The organism is Streptomyces sp. NPDC058457, assembly GCF_042720695.1.
Lineage (GTDB): Bacteria > Actinomycetota > Actinomycetes > Streptomycetales > Streptomycetaceae > Streptomyces.
This window is the reverse complement of the sequence record NZ_JBHXLU010000041.1, coordinates 1-17,144: the sequence shown is the minus strand read 5'-3', so window position 1 is coordinate 17,144 and position 17,144 is coordinate 1. Positions and strand designations below refer to the sequence as shown.

Here is a 17,144-nt window from a genome sequence, read left to right as displayed (position 1 = left end):
TCCTCCCTGGTCAGAGCTCCGTACTCGGCGGCATCTCGCCTTCGGTGGTCGTGACGTCGATCACCGAGAAGTTTGCGCCCTGCGGGTCGCTGAGCGCCGCGAACCGGCCGAAGGGGCTGGTCATCGGCCCGAAGCGGAGCACCGCGCCGAGCTTCGTCGCCTTGGCGGCGGCCTCGTCGCAGTCGGCGACGGTGAAGTACACGTTCACGTACGAGGGCACCTCGGGCGGGAAGTCGTCGGTCATCCGCATCCGGCCGAGGACGGGCTGCTCACGGAGGTTGAACGTGCGGAAGTCGACGTTGCTGTCCTCGATCTGCCGGACCGTGTACGGGAAGACGGCCGCGAAGAAGGGGTCGGCCTTCTCGGGTTCGCGGGTGAAGACCTCCGCCCAGCAGTAGGCGCCGGGCACGGCCGTGGCCTCGAAGCCCTCGTGGACACCGCCCTGCCAGATGCCGAACACCGCGCCGCTGGGCTCACGGGCCAGGCACATCGTGCCGAAGTCGCCGACCTGCATCGGCTCCATCAGCACCTCGCCGCCGTTCTCCCGGATCCTCGCGGCGGCCGCCGCCGCGTCCGGCGAGGCCAAGTAGAGGCACCACTGCGACTGCCCCTCCTGACCGGGCATGGGCGGTACGACGGCGGCGACGGCCTTGCCGTTCGCGTAGGCCTGGGTGTAGTTGCCGTACTCCGAGGACGACTCGCCGAAGGTCCAGCCGAGGACCTCGCCGTAGAAGCTCTTGGCCCCCTCCAGGTCACTGAACATCGCGTCGGCCCAACAGGGGGTTCCTTCAGGTTGTACCGCCATCGCCGCGGCCCTTCCGATCGAGCGGGTTCTCCCGGTTCCTCACGCTAGTCACCGGGAGGTCCGCCCGCGCGCCGAACGCCGGACTCCGGCGGACACTGAGGAAGGGAGTCGGCGGCCTTCGGCGGACGGGGCGCGGTATGGCGGACGTGATGAGGGCGTGGTCGGTGGAGCGGCCCGGGCCGGTCGAGGCGGATCCGCTGCGGCTGGTCGAACGGCCGGTGCCGGTGCCCGGGGCGGACGAGTTGCTGGTGCGGGTGCGGGCGTGCGGGGTGTGCCGTACCGATCTGCATGTCACCGAGGGGGATCTGCCGGTGCACCGGTCCGGGGTGACTCCGGGGCACGAGGTGGTCGGCACGGTCGCGGGGACCGGCGCCGAGGTGGCGGACTTCGCAGCCGGCGACCGGGTCGGGGTGGCCTGGCTGCGGCGCACGGACGGGGAGTGCGCCTACTGCCGGCGGGGCGCCGAGAACCTGTGCCCGCACTCGGAGTACACCGGCTGGGACGCCGACGGCGGTTACGCGGAGTACACGACCGTGCCGGCCGCCTTCGCCTACCGGCTGCCCGGCGCCCTCGACGACGCCGCGCTCGCCCCGCTGCTGTGCGCCGGGATCATCGGCTACCGCGCGCTGTGCCGGGCCTCGCTCCCACCGGGCGGACGGCTCGGTCTGTACGGCTTCGGGGGCAGCGCCCACCTGTGTGCGCAGGTGGCGCTCGCCGAGGGCGCGCGGGTGCATGTACTCACGCGGGGTGCCGAGGCACGGCGGCTGGCCGCGGAGCTGGGCGCGGCCTCGGCGCGGGATGCCTACGAGGCGCCGCCCGAGCCGCTGGACAGCGCGATCCTGTTCGCGCCGGCCGGCGACCTGGTGCCGGTCGCGCTGCGTGCCCTGGACCGGGGCGGGGTGCTGGCGGTCGCGGGCATCCACCTCAGCGACGTACCGCCGTTGAACTACGAGCGCGAGCTGTTCTATGAGCGGGAGCTGCGCAGCGTCACCTCCAACACCCGTGCCGACGGGCGGGAGTTCCTCGCCCTCGCCGAGCGGCACGGCGTGCACGCGACCACCCACACCTATCCGCTGTCGGAGGCCCCGCGGGCGCTGCGGGACCTCAAGGCCGGGCGCTTCGACGGGGCCGCGGTGCTGGTGAACGACCTTTCCTGAGCCCAACCCCCGACACGGCCCGGGCACGAGAGCGGGCGACCGGCGCACACTCGAGAAACACCACCCTTTCCACCCCGAACACCAGGTTTGCGCAACTAAGGCATGCAACCGCCCCTTTCGCGCCGTACCCGTAGATCACTACGGCTGTTTGGCTTGTCGGTGCGCACCACCACCTCGCACACCACCGACCTTTCGGGTCACCGTTGTTCACCGCTCTGCTGGAGGGAATGTGTCCACACCGGACAGCGTCATCGGTTCCGCCGTCGACGAGCCCGAGCCGGATCCGACCGCCGACGGGCAGCTCACCAGCCTGAGCACCCGGGCGGCACGCCAGCTCGCCACGACCACCAAGTCCGAACCGCAGATGCAGGCCATCACCTCCCGGTGGCTGCTGAAGACACTGCCGTGGGTGGACGTCAAGGGCGGCACCTACCGGGTCAACCGGCGCCTCCAGCTGCGTACCGGGCGGGGCCGGGTGAGCTTCGAGCACAACGGCGGGGACGACATCCGGGTCATCGCGCAGACCCTCACCGAACTGCCGATCCTGCGCGGCTACGACGACCTGGACGCGCTGACCGAGATCGCCGGCCGGTTCCAGCCCCGCGAGGTGCGCGCCGGGCAGGTGCTGTTCGAGGCGGGGCAGCCGGTCACCGAGACCTACCTGGTGGTGCACGGCCGGTTCATCCGGTACGCGGCCGGCAAGTACGGCGAGGAGGAGGTCGTCGGGGTCGTCACCGACGGCGACCAGATGGGCGACGAGGCGGTCGGCCAGACCGATCCGCTGTGGCTCACCTCGGTCCGGGCGGAGACGGCGGGCGTGGTGATGGCGCTGCCCTGGACGGTCGCCGAGGAGATCATGGACCGGATTCCGTCGCTCGGTGCCCATCTGCAGGCCTATGTCGACCGGCAGCGGCTGCCGATGAACCGCAAGGGCGAGGCCGAGGTGCCGGTGCAGGCCGGCCACACCGGCGAGCCGACCCTGCAGGGCGGCTTCGTGGACTACGAACTCGCGCCGCGCGAGTACGAGTTGTCGCTCACCCAGACCGTGCTGCGGGTGCACTCCCGGGTCGCCGACCTCTACAACCACCCGATGGACCAGACCCAGCAGCAGCTGCGCCTCACGGTCGAGGAGATCCGCGAGCGCCAGGAGTGGGAGCTGGTCAACAACCGGGAGTTCGGGCTCCTGCACAACATCGACTACGGGCAGCGGATCAGCTCCTTCACCGGTCCGCCGACCCCGGACGACATGGACGAACTGATCTCCATGCGCCGCAAGACCAAGGTGATCCTGGCCCACCCCAAGGCGATCGCGGCCTTCTTCCGGCAGTGCAACCGGCGCGGCCTCGTGCCCCCGTCCACCAACGTCGACGGGCACGAGATCCCGGCCTGGCGCGGGGTCCCGATCTACCCCTGCAGCAAGATCCCGATCAGCGACGACCACACCAGCAGCATCATCGCGCTGCGCACCGGCGAGGCCGACCAGGGGGTCATCGGCCTCTACCAGACCGGTATCCCCGAGGAGTTCCAGCCCGGCCTGAACGTCCGCTTCATGGGCGTCAACGAGCAGGCCGTCATCAACTACCTGGTCACCGCCTACTACTCGCTCGCCGTCCTGGTCCCCGACGCGGCCGGGATCCTGGAGAACGTCCAGCTCGGCCGCACCGCCGACTGACGGCCTGGAGCACATCCATGAGCACAACCACCACCTCCTACGCCCTGCCGGGACCGCCGAACATCGCGGAGCGGCTGCGCCCGGCCAAACGCACCGGGGCGGTCCCCGGACTGCACTACCGGCCGGCCGTGCCCGCCGACCCGGAGAAGGCAGCGGAGCTCGACCGCCGCCTCGAGGCCTGGGCCCGCGACCTTGACCTGTTCCCCGCGGCCTGGAAGGGGGACTTCTCCGACTTCCAGTTCGGCCGGGCCGTCGTCCTCCAGCATCCGGGCGGACTCGACCTGGACCGGCTCACCGCCGCCGGCAAGCTGCTGCTCGCCGAGAACATCGTGGACTCCTGCTACTGCGAGGAGGACGAGGGGCGGGGCGGATCCCGGCGGGGTCTCGGCGGCCCGCTGATCATCGCCCAGTCGGCGCTCGACCCCTTCCACGGCATCCCGGAGCTCGAGGAGGAGTGGCGCGAGGGGATCCGGGCGGACGGCCCGTTGCGCTCGTACCACCACGCCCTCGCGGACTACGCGGGTTTCGCCACGCCCAGCCAGACGGCCCGGTTCGTGCACGACATGGCCCGGCTGCACATGGGCTATCTCGGCGAGGCCGCGTGGATGGAGACCGGGTACGTGCCGCGGGTCTGGGAGTACCTGGTGATGCGGCAGTTCAACAACTTCCGGCCCTGTCTGTCGCTCGTCGACGCGGTGGACGGCTACGAACTGCCCGAGCAGATCTACTCCCGCCCGGAGATCCAGCGCCTCACGGCCCTCGCCTGCAACGCCACCACGATCATGAACGACCTGTACTCCTTCACCAAGGAGCTGGCGAGCGACCCGGACCACCTGAACCTGCCGCAGGTGGTGGCCGCCAACGACCGGCGCGGGCTGAAGGCGGCCTATCTGAAGTCCGTCGGCATCCACAACCGGATCATGGAGGCCTTCGAGGAGGAGTCGGCCGCGCTGGCCGCCACCTCGCCGCTGGTCGCGCGCTACGCCGAGGGGCTGGCCGCCTGGGTCGCCGGCAACCACGAGTGGCACGCCACCAACACCAACCGCTACCACCTGCCCGACTACTGGTAGCCACGAGCCAATCCGAAACACCGTCAGAGACACTTCGAGGAGCAACTGTTGACGACCGCCCCTGTCGCTCGGAAGACCACCACGTCAGCCCCGGTGCCGACCCAGTCCAGGTACCAGAACAGCGTCGCGGAGTACTGGAACGCCGAGGAGAACCCGGTCAACCTCGAACTCGGAAAGATCGACGACCTCTACCACCACCACTACGGCATCGGTGAGGCCGACTGGTCGGTGCTCGACGAGCCCGACCCGGCGCTGCGCAAGGAGCGCGTCACCGGTGAGCTGCACCGCCTGGAACACGCTCAGGCCGAGCTGCTCGCCTCCCATCTCGGCGCCCTCACACCGGCCGACCGGGTCTTCGACGCGGGCTGCGGCCGCGGCGGCGGCAGCATCGTGGCGAACCTGCGCTACGGCTGCCACTCGGACGGGGTGACCATCTCCGCCAAGCAGGCCGACTTCGCCAACGAGATGGCCCGCAAGCGGGAGGTCGGCGACAAGGTCCGCTACCACCACCGGAACATGCTGGACACCGGCTTCGAGACGGGCGCGTACGCGGCCTCGTGGAACAACGAGTCCACGATGTACGTCGAGCTGGAGCTGCTGTTCGCCGAGCACGCCCGGCTGCTGCGCCGCGGCGGACGCTATGTGACGATCACCGGCTGCTACAACAACGCCTACGGACAGGCGTCCCGCGAGGTGTCCCTGATCAACGCGCACTACATCTGCGACATCCACCCGAGGTCGGAGTACTTCCGGGCGATGGCCGCCAACCGGCTGGTGCCGGTCCACGTGGAGGATCTCACCGCGGCGACGATCCCGTACTGGGAACTGCGCAAGCAGGCCGACCATCTGGTGACGGGGATCGAGGACGCGTTCCTCACCGCGTACAAGAACGGCAGCTTCCAGTACCTGCTGATCGTGGCCGACCGGGTCTGATCCGGCGGCGGGTCCACGAGGGGGCGGTGTCCGCGGACACCGCCCCCGTCCCCGTACGGCTCACTCCCCCGTGTACGCCTTGCGCAGCGCGGCGATGTCGAGCTTGCCCATGCCGTACATGGCCCGGGTGGTGCGCGCGGCCTTCTCCGGGTCGGCGTCGCCGATCATCTCGATCAGCCCGTCCGGGATCACCTGCCAGGACACGCCGTACCTGTCCTTGAGCCAGCCGCACGGGCCAGGTGCGCCGCCGTTCTCGGTGAGCTTGGCCCAGTAGTGGTCGACCTCCTCCTGCCCGGCGCAGTAGATCTGGAACGAGATCGCCTCGGTGAACTTGAACTGCGGGCCGCCGTTGATGGCGACGAACTTCTGCCCGTTGGCCGTGAAGTCGACGGCCAGCACGGACCCCGCCTCCCCCGGCCCGGCCTCGTTGTACCGGCCGACCTTCCCGATGCTGGAGTTCTTGAAGATCGACACGTAGTAGTGGGCGGCCTCCTCGGCCTGCCCGTCGAACCAGAGACACGTGGTGAATCCGTCGGTGGTCATGAGCACCTCCTGGGAGCGGGGAACGCGGTCATGTGTACCGACCCCCGCCTGCCAGGAAACTAATCGCTGGCCCCGCGAAACGGGCAGCGGCATTCTGCCCTGCGTGGACGCACTGGAATTCAGGGTGAAAGAACCGAAGTTGCGGGACATCTTCGACCAGGACGCCGAGCTGTACGAACGGGCCCGGCCCCGCTACCCGGCCTCGCTCGTCGAGGAGCTGGTCCGGGTCGCGGGGGCCGGGCCGGGTGTCCGGGTACTGGAGATCGCCGCGGGCACCGGCAAGCTCACCGTCGATCTGGCCCGCTCCGGCTGCTCGATCACCGCCGTGGAGATCGGCCCGAACATGGCCGCCGTGGCCCGTCGGCAACTGGCGGCGTTCCCCGGGGTGGACGTGGTGGTCGCGGCCTTCGAACAGTGGGAGCTGCCGCCGGAGCCGTTCGACGCGGTGGTCTGCGCGACCGCCTTCCACTGGCTCGACCCGGCGGTCCGGATGCCGAAGGCGGCCCGGGCGCTGCGCCCCGGCGGGCTGCTCGGCGTCATCGGCACCCACCATGTGGCGGGCGGCACCGAGGACTTCTTCGCCGAGGTCCAGGAGTGCTACGAGCGCTGGGATCCGGCCACCCCGCCCGGTCTGCGCCAGACCCGCGAGTCCGACCTCGCGACCGACACGACCGAGTTCACCGGCTCCCCGTACTTCACCGGCGTCTCCGTGCACGGCCACGCCCAGGAGATCACGTACACCACCGACCAGTACATCGACGTGCTGCTCACCTACTCGAACCACCGAGCGCTCCCGGAGACCGCCCGGAACGGGCTGCTCGCGAGCATCCGCGAACTGATCGGCTCCCGGTACGACGGTGTCGTCACCAAGCGGTACTGGCACGAGCTGATCACGGCGGTGCGCGTCGGAGCGTAGGCCCCTCGTCCACGGATCGTCACCAACTGTTTTCGGCCACGCCCGGGGACAGGGCGCATGCGTCGCGTCACCCCGGGTACCCGAGCGTCGAGGCACGCATGAGACGTCCGGCTCCGGGTACCCGGGCCAGGGCGACACCTGGACAGGGCCGGACCGACACCGGCCGAAGAGGCAGCCGCCGAAACATGAGTGACCTGGGAGAGGTAATGAATACCGCCGGGATCCGGTCGGAAGCAGTGAACACCGCTCACCCCGTCGAAGCGTGGACGCCGGAGGGGGCACTGCCAGGAATCGAGGACCCGAGGACCGTCGCCCCGCGCGACGCACGCCAGCTGTCGCGTCAGTTCTTCCAGCGGCTCGGTGAGCTGGAGGAGGGCACGCCCGAGTACCAGTACGCCCGCAACACGCTCATCGAGATGAACATGTCGCTGGTGCGGTTCGCGGCCGGACGGTTCCGCAACCGCGGCGACGACATGGAGGACATCGTCCAGACCGGGATGATCGGCCTGATCAAGGCCATCGACCGGTTCGAGCTGTCGCGCGAGGTCGAGTTCACCTCCTTCGCGCTGCCGTACATCGTGGGCGAGATCAAGCGGTTCTTCCGTGACACCACCTGGGCGGTGCACGTACCGCGCCGGCTCCAGGAGCTGCGCGTGGAGCTGGCCAAGGCACGCGAGGAGCTCTCCAGCCGCCTGGACCGGGAACCGACCGTCGCCGAGCTCGCCACGCTCATGAACCTGTCCGAGGACGAGGTGGTCGAGGGCCAGCTGGCCTCCAACGGCTACAACTCCTCCTCCCTGGACGCCGCGCTGACCGGGGACGGCCCGGAGGACGGCGAGGCGGTGCTGGCCGACTTCATCGGCGTCGAGGAGGTCGGGCTGCGGCTCGTCGAGGACTTCCAGTCGCTGGCCCCGCTGATGGCCGAGCTGAGCGAACGGGACCGGGAGATCATCCATCTGCGGTTCGTGGCGGAGGCCACCCAGGCGGAGATCGGCGAGCGGCTCGGCTGCTCCCAGATGCACGTCTCCCGCCTGATCAAGCGGATCATCGCGCGGCTGCGCCAGGGGATGCTGGGCGAGCTCGGCTGCGCCTGACGGCGGGATCCCGGGCGCTGTCCCGCACCGGCATGCGGGGCGGCGCCCGCGGCGACTCACCCGGGGCCCGGCATCCCGTGAATCACCCGGGGAAGCGCACCAGAGCGCGCACCCGCTTGCCGACCGGTACCCGTTCGGCGCTCACCTCCGCGGCCAGGGCGTGCACGATCTCCAGCCCGTGCCGGCCGACCCGCTCCGGGTCCTTGGGGAAGCGCCGGGGCAGCGCGACGCTGCTGTCGTACACGGAGACCAGTACCGCGCTGTCCGTGCCCTCCAGTTCGAGGATGTACGGGCCGTTGCTGTGCCGGTCCGCGTTGGTGACCAGCTCGCTCACCACGAGGAGCAGCTCGCCGTCGGCCCGGGGGTCGATCGCGGCACACCACTCGGTCCTGAGCTGCTCCAGGAAGCGGGCCGCGAAGTCCCGCGCCTCGGCGATGCAGCCGGGCTCGCCGGTGTAGTGCGCCGCTCGTCTCAGCGGCTCCACGGGTACGTCGAAGCCAGTCGGTATCACTGCCCCGCCCAGGTGTTCGATCATGCGTTCTCTCCAGGAGGCCGGCCCGGCCGGTCGCTGTTGCATCCATGCTCGTACCCCGAGTGCCGTCCGACAGTCCCTGCGCGTGTTCGCCGAACGCGCACAAATCAGGTCGCGCTGGTCACAGCGCCGGCGAGGCAGGGCCCTCGGGTTCCGGGGGCGCGGAGGTCTCGACCGACCGGGTACCCGGCCCCGGGGCCGCCGAACTGGGCGGTGCCTGCTGGGCCGAGGAGGCCGGGGCGGCGGAGGACACCGCGGACTCGGGGCCGGGCGACGCCGGGGACGCCGGGGACGCCGGGGACGCCGGGGACGCCGGGGACGCCGGGGACGCCGGGGACGCCGGTGGCGCCGAGGACGGCTGCTCGGAGGCCGGCCCCTGCGACTTCGGAGGCTGCGACGCCGGCGATTCGTTCTTCGGGGACTCCGTACGGGGGGACTCGCTCTCGGTCTTCGGGGACTCGCTCCGGGGCGACTCGGGCTTCGGGGACTCGGACTTCGGGGACTCCGAGGACGGCGGCTTCGAAGACGGCGGCTCGGACGAGGGCGGCTTCGAAGACGGCGACTGCGAGGACGGGGAGTTCGATGACGGCGAGTTCGACGGCGGGGACTTGGAGCCGTTCCCCGGGCCGGGCGGCGTCGACGGGCCGGACGAGACCGGCGGGCACGGTGTGGTGCCGGGTGACCCCGGCTTCCCGGACGCGGGCGGGCAGCCGTGCTGGGCCGGCGGGTTCATGGGGTTCGGATTGACCGGGGGTCTGGCCGGGCGGTCGTCGTGTCCGGTGTGGTCGCCCCGGTGGCGGCCGAACCAGTCGTCGCGCTCGTGGTCGAAGACGACGAAGACCTTGACGATCTGCGCGGCCGGCGCGACGACGACCACGTTCGAGGGCCGGTAGGCGGCCCAGGCGGTTCCGGTGGTCTTCGGGGTGGTCTGCTGCGCGACCGGCGGGGCCAGCGGGTTGCCGCAGGCGCACCGCACCCGGGGCACGCCGTGCCCGTCGACCAGGACGGCGGTTCCCGCCTGGAGGACTGACTGGTAGGCGGTCGTCTTGCCGTCGCGGTAACCGTGGTTGGTGACCCGGGTGTCCGCGCGCAGCTGCACCGGGGTGAGGGAGCGCAGATAGGCGGGGACGCCGGACGGCTGGACGCCGACCTGCGAGGCGAACGCCCTGTTGCGGGAGGGCGAGGCCTGGAAGTACCTGACCTGTTGCTCGACGTCGCAGCTGGCGCTGTTCTTCGTGCCGCTGTAGAGGCCGGGCGCTCCGCCGTCGACACCGCGCACCTCGTTCGCCGGCCCCGCGGACGCGGCCGACGCGGTAGGGGCCGCGGACACCGCCGCGGCGGTGGTCTTCTTGGCGGTGGACTCGGTGAACGGGTCCTGGCCGGAGCTGTTGGCGGCCTGGAGGAAGACCTCGCCGCGTTTCCCGGAGCTACCGCCCGAACGGGTGAGAACCAGGGCCAGGGCCGCGGCCACCACCACGGCGGTGGTGAGCGTCGCGACCCGGGGCACCGACCTCCACCACGGCTGGTGCGGCTCCCCGCCCTCACTGCCACCGCCTCCGGGCGGCTGCGAGGGGGGTCCTGGGGGCGGCCCGGAGGGCCCGGACAGAGGGCCGGAGGGAGGTCCTGTGGGACGGCCGGACGACGGCGGTTCAACGCTCACGCGCTCATCTCCCCGGTGCGATAAACGGCATTCGTAAAAAATGCCTCATTTAGGGCACATCGAGCCCAATGTGCGCCGGTCCGGTGACGTCCGCAAGCCGACGCGGACGGACCACCCGGCGGGCGGGGCCGCCGGGCCCTGCCTAGCGTGACAACGTGCGCCCCGAAATCGCCTCCGAGCGGCCGGTGGCCACGCCGGCCGGCCGGCCCCCGGCCCGGCACGGCTGGCTGCAGGCCCTGGCCGTGCTGCTGGCCGCCTTGGCCGCCATGCTCGTGGTGGCCGCGGTGGGGCTGTGGGCGGCGGGCGCGGCGGACCTGCCGAAGGGCGCGTTCCCGCCGGTGGTCCTGGCGACCGTGGTGACGGCGGTCGGCGGCACCGTCGAGCTGTCGGGGGACGCGGGCGAACTGGCCCGGACGAACGCCGGACTGACGGTCGTACCGCTGTCGGTGACGCTGGTCGGGGCGCTGGTCGCGGCCGGGGGCTTCCTGCGGCCGCTGCGCCACCGGGCGGTGGCCGGGGCCGGGGAACTGGCAGGGTGGGCGGCCCGGATCGCCGTGCTGTGGCTGCTCGCGCTGATCGGCCTCGCGTTCGGCGCCCGGCACACCTTCGCGGTGGACGTGGGCAGCGGTGTGCTCAGTGATCTCACCGACGCACTCGCCGCGGCACCGAAGGCGGGCTTCACGACGGACGTGCCGCTGACGGCCGTGTTCGGGCTGCTGTGGCTGGCGGGGGTCCTGCTGCTGGCGCTGCTGGTGTCGCGCGGGGCGCCGCTGCCGGGGCGCCTGCTGCGCTTCCAGGCCTCGGTGCGCCCGGCGGCGTACGCGATGGTCGTGCTCGTACTGGCGTACGTCGTGCTGGCCCTGGTGATCGCCCTGGTCACGATGGTCACCCGCGGGCATGCCAGGGAGACCCTCGCGGTGATCCTGCTCGGGCTGCCCAACCTGGCCTGGCTGGCCCTCACGCTCGGGCTCGGCGCCACCTGGAAGGGCAGGGTCGACGGCCCGTTCGGGCTGCCGGTGCCCAAGGTGCTCACCGAGGTGCTGCACACGCCGGACGTCTCGACGCTGAACCTGCGCACCGTCACCGCCCACGACGGCCGCTGGTGGTGGCTGGCCTGGGTGGCGGCGGTGCTGCTGCTGGCGGCCGCGTTCCTGATGGCGGCCCGCTCCCCGGCCCGGATCCGCGCCTGGCAGCACGCCCTGCATCTGGCGGTCGCCCTCGCGCTGACGATGCCGGCCCTGTGCCTGACCGGCCGGATCTCCGCCCACTACGGCCTCTCCCTGCTCGGTATCGGCGACCTGGGCGGGAATCTGTCGGGCGAGTTGCTCCTTGAGCCCGTGCTGTGGTCGGCGGTGGGCCTTGGCGCGCTGTGGGGCCTGGTCGCCGGGTTCCTGGGCGCGCTACTGGCCCGCCCGGTGCACCGGCGGGGCGAGGTGGCGTCCTGAGGGCCGCCGGAGGGCTCGGCCGGCCCTAACGGCCGCGGGAGAACGGGCCGGACCGGAAAACCGGCCCCGCCCAGGGCGGCGGCCGGGTCACGGGCCGCTCGTTCCCGGGCGTGGCCGTGCGCAGGGCGGTGACGAAGGCGAGACAGGTGGGGTAGCGGTCGTCGGGGGTCTTGGCGAGGGCCTTCGCAAAGACCTTGTCGACGGCCCGGTCGAGGTCGGGACGGGAGGCGGTGACGGCGGGCGGCTCGTCGTTCCGGTGGGCCCACAGCACGGCCGTGTCGTCCTCGCGGACGAACGGCGGACGGCCCGTCAGGGTCTCGTGGACGACGCAGGCGAGGCCGTACTCGTCGCAGCGGCCGTCGACCAGCCGGCCGGCGATCTGCTCCGGGGCCAGGTAGTCGAGGGTGCCGACGAACTGGCCGACGGAGGTGAAGCCGGTCAGGGACAGGGACTTCTTGGTGAGTCCGAAGTCGGTGAGGTAGACGTGCTCGGGGTGGTCGCCGTCGGTGCCCCGTGCGACCAGGATGTTTCCGGGTTTGACGTCCCGGTGGACAAGGCCGTGGTCGTGGGCGGCGTCCAGCGCGGACGCCACCTGGGCGGCGATCCGCACCGCCACCGGGAAGGCCAACGGGCCGTCGCGGTCCAGGAGGTGGCGCAGGTCGAGGCCGTCGACGTAGCGCATGGCGATATAGAGGACTCCGCCGGTCTCGCCGGCCTCGAAGACCGGCACGATGTGCGGGTGGTCGATCGCGGCGGCCGCCCGGGACTCATGGGTGAAGCGCCGCCGGAAGATGTCGTCGCGGGCGAGTTCGGGGGCCAGCAGCTTCAGTGCGACCGTGCGGTCCAGGCGCAGGTCGTGGGCGCGGTAGACGACGGCCATGCCGCCGCGGCCGAGCCGGCTCTCGATCAGGTAGCCGGCGACCTCCTTCCCGACCGGTTCGGAGAGCAGGCCGGCACCGCCGGACATCAGCGGTCACCGTGGGGGGTGACCACCCGGGTCGGATCATGACCGGGGCCGTCGCCGCCCGGCTCCGCGCGGTCGGTGACGTACGTGGACAGCCGCCGCCCGTCGCCGTACAGCCAGCGTCCCTCGGCCGGGTCGTACAGCCACATCGACTCCCCGTCGACGACCACGCCGATGCGCAGTCCGTGGGTGCGGCCGCGGAAGGACTCGCCGTCGAGGCCGCCGACGGCCAGTTCCTCGACGGCGGCCCGGTAGCCGGTGAGTGCCTCGGCGGCGCGGGCCAGCAGCCGGCGCGGGTCGGTGGCCTCGGTGAGCGGGTCGCCGGCGACGGGCGGGTCCTGGGGCACGGCGACGAGGTAGCGGCCGTCGACCCAGGCGGACCAGCCGTTGGCGCAGCTGATGTGCGCCCAGTCGCCGCGCCGTTCCACGAGCTGGACCGGGAGCAGCGCGTCGAGCGGCACGGTGGGCCGGCCCGGGTCGGGGGCCTCCCAGGCGGGCATGCCGTCGCCGGGGACGACGTGGGTGGGCCGGAATCCTGGCGTCGTCGTCATCGGTCGCCTACTTCCGCATCACGGACGGTTCGTGCCGGCGCAACAGCCGGGACAGCACACAGCCGAAGGCCACCGACAACACCACCAGCATGAGCATGTTCCGCAGCCAGACGCCCGCCGAGTGCCGGAAGAAGGGGTCGGCGGTGAGGGTGCCGGGCACGATCCGGTGCAGTTCGACGGTGCCGGCCATGGCGCCGAGCGCCCATCGCGACGGCACCAGCCAGGCGACCTGTTCGAGGCCGGGTACGCCGTTCAGCTTCAGCAGCGTCCCGCAGAAGACCACCTGGACGACGGTGAGCAGCACAAGGAGCGGCATCGTGACTTCTTCCTTGCGGACCAGCGCGGAGATCAGCAGGCCGAGCATCATGGCGGTGAAGGAGAGCACGGCCACGGCGACGGTGATCTCCAGCAGGGGCGGCATCAGCACTCCGTCACCGCCGGGCGCGTTGAGGTCGACGCCGGCCAGGCCCACCTGGGTGAGCACGATCGCCTGGAGCACTGTGATCGCGCCGAGGACGACGACCTTCGACATCACGTACGCCGATCTGGGCAGGCCGACGGCTCTCTCTCGCTGGTAGATGACCCGTTCCTTGACCAGCTCGCGCACGGCGTTGGCCGCACCGGTCAGCACCCCGCCCACGCACAGGGTGAGCAGCGCGTTGGTCGCGGTGTCGAAGGTGAGCTTGTTGCCGGCGACGGCCCGGGCCATGGCGCCCATCACGAACGGCAGCCCGATCATGATGGCCAGGAAGGTCCGGTCGGCGGCGAGCGCGGCCGTGTAGCGGCGCACCAGCGTCGAGAACTGGGCGCCCCAGCTGCGCGGCCGCGGCGGCGGGGCGGCGGCCACCGGCCCGGAGCGCGGCACCACCGGCTGCGCGCTGGAGTTCACGATGTACTTCCGGTGGAACGACGAGGCGCGGTACTCCCCCGACCAGTCCCGGCCGGTGTCCCGCTCGAACGCCTCGAAGGCCTCGGGCCACTCGTCGAACCCGAAGAAGCCGAGGGCGTCGCCGGGCGGCCCGAAGTAGGCGGTCCGGCCGCCCGGCGCGAGGACCAGGAGGCGGTCGCACGCATCGAGGCTGAGCACGCTGTGGGTGACGACGATGACGGTACGGCCGTCGTCGGCGAGGCCGCGCAGCATGTTCATCACCGAGCGGTCCATCCCGGGGTCGAGTCCGGAGGTCGGCTCGTCCAGGAAGAGCAGGGACGGCTTGGTCAGCAGCTCAAGGGCCACGCTGACCCGCTTGCGCTGCCCGCCGGAGAGGCTGTGCACGGGCTGCTCGGCCCGCTGTTCGAGGCCCAGTTCCCGGATGACCTCGTCGACCCGCTGTCGGCGCTCGGCCTTCGCGGTGTCCTCCGGGAAGCGCAGTTCGGCGGCGTAGGTGAGGGCGCTGCGCACGGTCAGCTGGACGTGCAGGATGTCGTCCTGCGGGACCAGTCCGATGCGCTGGCGCAGTTCGGCGTAGTCGCGGTAGAGGTCGCGGCCGTCGTAGAGGACGGTGCCGTGCTCGGCGGGGCGCTGGCCGGTGAGGGCGTTGAGCAGCGTGGACTTGCCGGCGCCGCTCGGTCCGACCACGGCGAGCAGGGACTTCTCGCCCACCGGGAAGGAGACGTGGTCCAGCAGGATCTTCCGGCCGTGGTCCACGGCGACGGTGAGCTCCTGGACGTCGAGGGAGACCTCGCCGGTGTCGACGTACTCCTGCAGCTGGCCGTCGACCAGGCAGAACGCCGAATGGCCGATGCCGACGACGTCGCGGGGGCCGAGCGGGGCGCGGGTGACGGCGCGGCCGTTGAGGTAGGTGCCGTTGTGGCTGTCGAGGTCGACGATCTCGTGGCTGCCGTCGGGGTGGACGCGCAGTTCGGCGTGGTGGCGGGAGACGATCAGGTCGTCGACGACGACGTCGTTGTCGGTGGCGCGCCCGATGCGGACGGTGCGGGCCTGCAGCCGCCGTACCGAGGAGGGCTGCCGGAAGGTGCCGGTCCGGGCCGGCATGGAGACGACGGAAGGACGGTCCACGGCGGGCGCCGGGCGGCCGCTCAGGACGGCGGACGGGCCGTCGGCGGGGCTGCCGAAGCGGATCACCGTGCCGGGTCCGACCTCCCACTCCCGGATGCGGCGGCCGTCGGCGTAGGTGCCGTTGGTGCTCTGCTCGTCCTCCAGCGTCCAGTGGCCGTCGTCGGGCCGCAGCACCGCGTGGTGCCACGAGACCCGGGCATCGTCGATGACGATGTCGCTCAACGGGTCACGCCCGACGTGGTAGTCACGGCCCGGACTCATCACCGTGGATCCCGTGTCGGTCTCCAGGACGAGTTCGGGCGCCGTCGAGGCGACCGGCCGCTCCGCCATGGCCAGAATTCTACCGATCTGACCACTTGTGCGCCTGGCCATGGCCGCCCGGGCGGCGGCTGTCACGTGTCAGGCGACGGGGACGACGAGGGCCGGGACGGTGCGCTGCATCCGGAGGGCGTCGATGGACTCGGCGAGCAGCTCGTACTCCGTGGTGTCGTCCTGGAGCGCGATCCGCACCAGCCGCCCGCCGGCCAGCTCGTCGGCGACGAGTTCCTGCCGGACCACGTCGGCACACCAGGCGCGCAGCAGTCCGGGCACGTCGGAGACCGTGTCGGCGACCGGGACCAGCGCCCCCCGCGGGAACCTGGGATTCTCGGGTAAGGGATCCAGCCGCTCCGCGATCCAGGACGCCCGGTCCCGTAACCACCACAGCGCCAGTGCCAGGGTCGGCGCACGGTAGGTGCCCAGCGGAACGCCGATGCGTTGCCCGCCGCACATGCCGTATGCCGTGACATGGCACAGGAATTCGTCGTGCACGATCACTCCCCCGTAGCTCGCCGGGGTGCCGTCGCGGCCGGGTTTCCGTGCGGCTCCTGTGCGGTGAAGTGCTCCTGGCATTCGAGTATGTTCACTTTCGAAACACTGTCACCACACCTTTCCGGCCAGTCTCTTGGCATATTCCCCTTGCGAATTGGCCGAAATGCGCGAGCTGTACCAGCAGGTCTTCATTACCCGAGGGGTAATCGACCCGTCACGCGGACCGGGGCATGGTGGTGCCAACGGATCGCCGTAAGCCGCGATCCACCCCCTGACCAGCAGTGACGACCTCGATGGAGGCTGATTCACCATGTCCGTGAACACCGACCGTTACCAGACCGCAGCCGCCCGCTATTTCGAGGCCTGGAACGCCACCGACCCGGGGACACTGGGCAAGGCGGTCGCCGAGGCCTGGGCTCCGGAGGGCCGCTACACCGACCCGCTCGCGGATGTCGCCGGACACGCGCAGATCACGGCCGTGATCGCGGCGGCGCACGAGCAGTTCCCGGGTTTCGTGTTCCGTCCGCTCGGGGCCGTCGACGGCCACCACGACACCGCGCGCTTCGGCTGGGAGCTGGTGAACGAAGCGGACGATTCGGCTCCGGTGGCTGGTTTTGACGTGGTCACGCTCAGTCAGGACGGCCGGATCCTCCGGGTACTGGGCTTCCTGGACCGGATTCCGGCCGGGGCGTGAGCCGGCGTCCGCGATGAGTTCCCGCGCTCGCGGTGGTCTCCCGAACGAGAGACCACCGCGAGCGGAGGACCGTCATGAGTACGACCGCACATCTGGACGTGGAATTCACCGCCCTGCTGCGCCGCAGCCCCGCCCGGGGCGGCTGGACCTACGTGGTCTGGCCCGAGTCCGCCGTGTTCTTCGGCACCCGGGGGCTCGTCAGGATCCGCGGCACGGTCGACGGGCACCCCTTCCGGAGTTCCTTCATGGCCCTGGGCGACGGCACGCACAAGCTTCCCGTG

16 protein-coding genes and 1 pseudogene are annotated in these 17,144 nt (G+C 71.5%); 9 read left to right on the top strand and 8 right to left on the bottom strand.

Going from position 1 to position 17,144, the window contains the following annotated elements; translation table 11 throughout:
* Positions 1–10: 10 nt before the first annotated feature.
* Complete coding sequence (locus tag ACFWPS_RS28460) at positions 11–805, bottom strand: VOC family protein (protein ID WP_383709553.1); 795 nt, start codon at positions 803–805, stop codon at positions 11–13.
* A 149-nt stretch (positions 806–954) separates the two neighbouring features.
* On the opposite strand from ACFWPS_RS28460, the gene ACFWPS_RS28455 reads away from it, so the two are divergent.
* The 4 genes from ACFWPS_RS28455 (at position 955) to ACFWPS_RS28440 (ending at position 5,637) form a co-directional block, all read left to right on the top strand.
* Positions 955–1,962, top strand: a complete 1,008-nt coding sequence (locus tag ACFWPS_RS28455) for a zinc-binding alcohol dehydrogenase family protein (protein ID WP_383709702.1) — start codon at positions 955–957, stop codon at positions 1,960–1,962.
* 229 nt (positions 1,963–2,191) lie between these two features.
* On the top strand, positions 2,192–3,634 hold the full coding sequence (locus tag ACFWPS_RS28450) for a family 2B encapsulin nanocompartment shell protein (RefSeq protein ID WP_383709551.1): 1,443 nt from the start codon (positions 2,192–2,194) through the stop codon (positions 3,632–3,634).
* Positions 3,635–3,651: 17 nt separating this feature from the next.
* On the top strand, positions 3,652–4,704 hold the full coding sequence (locus tag ACFWPS_RS28445) for a family 2 encapsulin nanocompartment cargo protein terpene cyclase (RefSeq protein WP_383709548.1): 1,053 nt from the start codon (positions 3,652–3,654) through the stop codon (positions 4,702–4,704).
* A 48-nt stretch (positions 4,705–4,752) separates the two neighbouring features.
* Complete coding sequence (locus ACFWPS_RS28440) at positions 4,753–5,637, top strand: geranyl diphosphate 2-C-methyltransferase (protein ID WP_217551998.1); 885 nt, start codon at positions 4,753–4,755, stop codon at positions 5,635–5,637.
* Positions 5,638–5,697: 60 nt separating this feature from the next.
* Here the strand turns inward: ACFWPS_RS28440 and ACFWPS_RS28435 are convergent, their stop codons facing one another.
* Positions 5,698–6,180 (bottom strand): VOC family protein, encoded by a 483-nt coding sequence (locus ACFWPS_RS28435; protein ID WP_383709546.1) that lies wholly within the window; start codon positions 6,178–6,180, stop codon positions 5,698–5,700.
* A 94-nt stretch (positions 6,181–6,274) separates the two neighbouring features.
* Between ACFWPS_RS28435 and ACFWPS_RS28430 the strand changes: the two genes are divergently transcribed.
* Both ACFWPS_RS28430 and ACFWPS_RS28425 read left to right on the top strand, forming a co-directional pair.
* Positions 6,275–7,096: a class I SAM-dependent methyltransferase gene (locus tag ACFWPS_RS28430; protein ID WP_383709700.1), complete on the top strand. Its 822-nt coding sequence runs from the start codon at positions 6,275–6,277 to the stop codon at positions 7,094–7,096.
* A gap of 206 nt (positions 7,097–7,302) precedes the next feature.
* Positions 7,303–8,190: an RNA polymerase sigma factor SigF gene (locus ACFWPS_RS28425; protein ID WP_383709544.1), complete on the top strand. Its 888-nt coding sequence runs from the start codon at positions 7,303–7,305 to the stop codon at positions 8,188–8,190.
* 82 nt (positions 8,191–8,272) lie between these two features.
* Here the strand turns inward: ACFWPS_RS28425 and ACFWPS_RS28420 are convergent, their stop codons facing one another.
* Both ACFWPS_RS28420 and ACFWPS_RS28415 read right to left on the bottom strand, forming a co-directional pair.
* Complete coding sequence (locus ACFWPS_RS28420; RefSeq protein ID WP_383709541.1) at positions 8,273–8,725, bottom strand: ATP-binding protein; 453 nt, start codon at positions 8,723–8,725, stop codon at positions 8,273–8,275.
* Positions 8,726–9,116: 391 nt separating this feature from the next.
* A pseudogene (locus ACFWPS_RS28415) lies at positions 9,117–10,382 on the bottom strand (DUF6777 domain-containing protein); the annotation flags it as partial.
* A 155-nt stretch (positions 10,383–10,537) separates the two neighbouring features.
* Here ACFWPS_RS28415 and ACFWPS_RS28410 point away from each other — a divergent pair.
* Positions 10,538–11,827 carry a streptophobe family protein gene (locus tag ACFWPS_RS28410; protein ID WP_383709538.1) on the top strand — a complete coding sequence of 430 codons (1,290 nt, stop codon included), beginning with the start codon at positions 10,538–10,540 and terminating at the stop codon, positions 11,825–11,827.
* A gap of 25 nt (positions 11,828–11,852) precedes the next feature.
* Here ACFWPS_RS28410 and ACFWPS_RS28405 read toward each other — a convergent pair whose 3' ends face one another.
* The 4 genes from ACFWPS_RS28405 to ACFWPS_RS28390 form a co-directional block, all read right to left on the bottom strand.
* Positions 11,853–12,794 (bottom strand): serine/threonine-protein kinase, encoded by a 942-nt coding sequence (locus ACFWPS_RS28405; RefSeq protein ID WP_383709536.1) that lies wholly within the window; start codon positions 12,792–12,794, stop codon positions 11,853–11,855.
* A complete protein-coding gene (locus ACFWPS_RS28400; protein WP_383709533.1) occupies positions 12,794–13,342 on the bottom strand; it encodes a hypothetical protein in 549 nt (182 codons plus the stop codon). Before ACFWPS_RS28400 ends, ACFWPS_RS28405 begins: the two co-directional genes overlap by 1 nt.
* Before the next feature lie 7 nt (positions 13,343–13,349).
* Positions 13,350–15,689, bottom strand: a complete 2,340-nt coding sequence (locus ACFWPS_RS28395) for an FHA domain-containing protein (protein WP_383709530.1) — start codon at positions 15,687–15,689, stop codon at positions 13,350–13,352.
* A 69-nt stretch (positions 15,690–15,758) separates the two neighbouring features.
* Entirely contained in the window at positions 15,759–16,169 is a 411-nt protein-coding gene (locus tag ACFWPS_RS28390) for a hypothetical protein (RefSeq protein ID WP_383709527.1), read from the bottom strand.
* Between the two features lie 310 nt (positions 16,170–16,479).
* Here ACFWPS_RS28390 and ACFWPS_RS28385 point away from each other — a divergent pair, with 310 nt between their 5' ends.
* On the top strand, positions 16,480–16,863 hold the full coding sequence (locus ACFWPS_RS28385; RefSeq protein WP_383709524.1) for a nuclear transport factor 2 family protein: 384 nt from the start codon (positions 16,480–16,482) through the stop codon (positions 16,861–16,863).
* Between the two features lie 74 nt (positions 16,864–16,937).
* Positions 16,938–17,144, top strand: a 207-nt coding sequence (locus tag ACFWPS_RS28380) for a DUF1905 domain-containing protein (RefSeq protein WP_383709521.1), incomplete at its 3' end; no start/stop codon positions are given.

What these genes read in the sequence shown, in the direction of transcription:
- ACFWPS_RS28385 (WP_383709524.1), top strand. Translation starts at nt 16,480, where the DNA reads ATGTCCGTGAACACCGACCGTTACCAGACCGCAGCCGCCCGCTATTTC.
- ACFWPS_RS28400 (WP_383709533.1), bottom strand. Translation starts at nt 13,342, where the DNA reads ATGACGACGACGCCAGGATTCCGGCCCACCCACGTCGTCCCCGGCGAC.
- ACFWPS_RS28460 (WP_383709553.1), bottom strand. Translation starts at nt 805, where the DNA reads ATGGCGGTACAACCTGAAGGAACCCCCTGTTGGGCCGACGCGATGTTC.
- ACFWPS_RS28420 (WP_383709541.1), bottom strand. Translation starts at nt 8,725, where the DNA reads ATGATCGAACACCTGGGCGGGGCAGTGATACCGACTGGCTTCGACGTA.
- ACFWPS_RS28405 (WP_383709536.1), bottom strand. Translation starts at nt 12,794, where the DNA reads ATGTCCGGCGGTGCCGGCCTGCTCTCCGAACCGGTCGGGAAGGAGGTC.
- ACFWPS_RS28435 (WP_383709546.1), bottom strand. Translation starts at nt 6,180, where the DNA reads ATGACCACCGACGGATTCACCACGTGTCTCTGGTTCGACGGGCAGGCC.
- ACFWPS_RS28395 (WP_383709530.1), bottom strand. Translation starts at nt 15,689, where the DNA reads ATGGCGGAGCGGCCGGTCGCCTCGACGGCGCCCGAACTCGTCCTGGAG.
- ACFWPS_RS28425 (WP_383709544.1), top strand. Translation starts at nt 7,303, where the DNA reads ATGAATACCGCCGGGATCCGGTCGGAAGCAGTGAACACCGCTCACCCC.
- ACFWPS_RS28445 (WP_383709548.1), top strand. Translation starts at nt 3,652, where the DNA reads ATGAGCACAACCACCACCTCCTACGCCCTGCCGGGACCGCCGAACATC.
- ACFWPS_RS28455 (WP_383709702.1), top strand. Translation starts at nt 955, where the DNA reads ATGAGGGCGTGGTCGGTGGAGCGGCCCGGGCCGGTCGAGGCGGATCCG.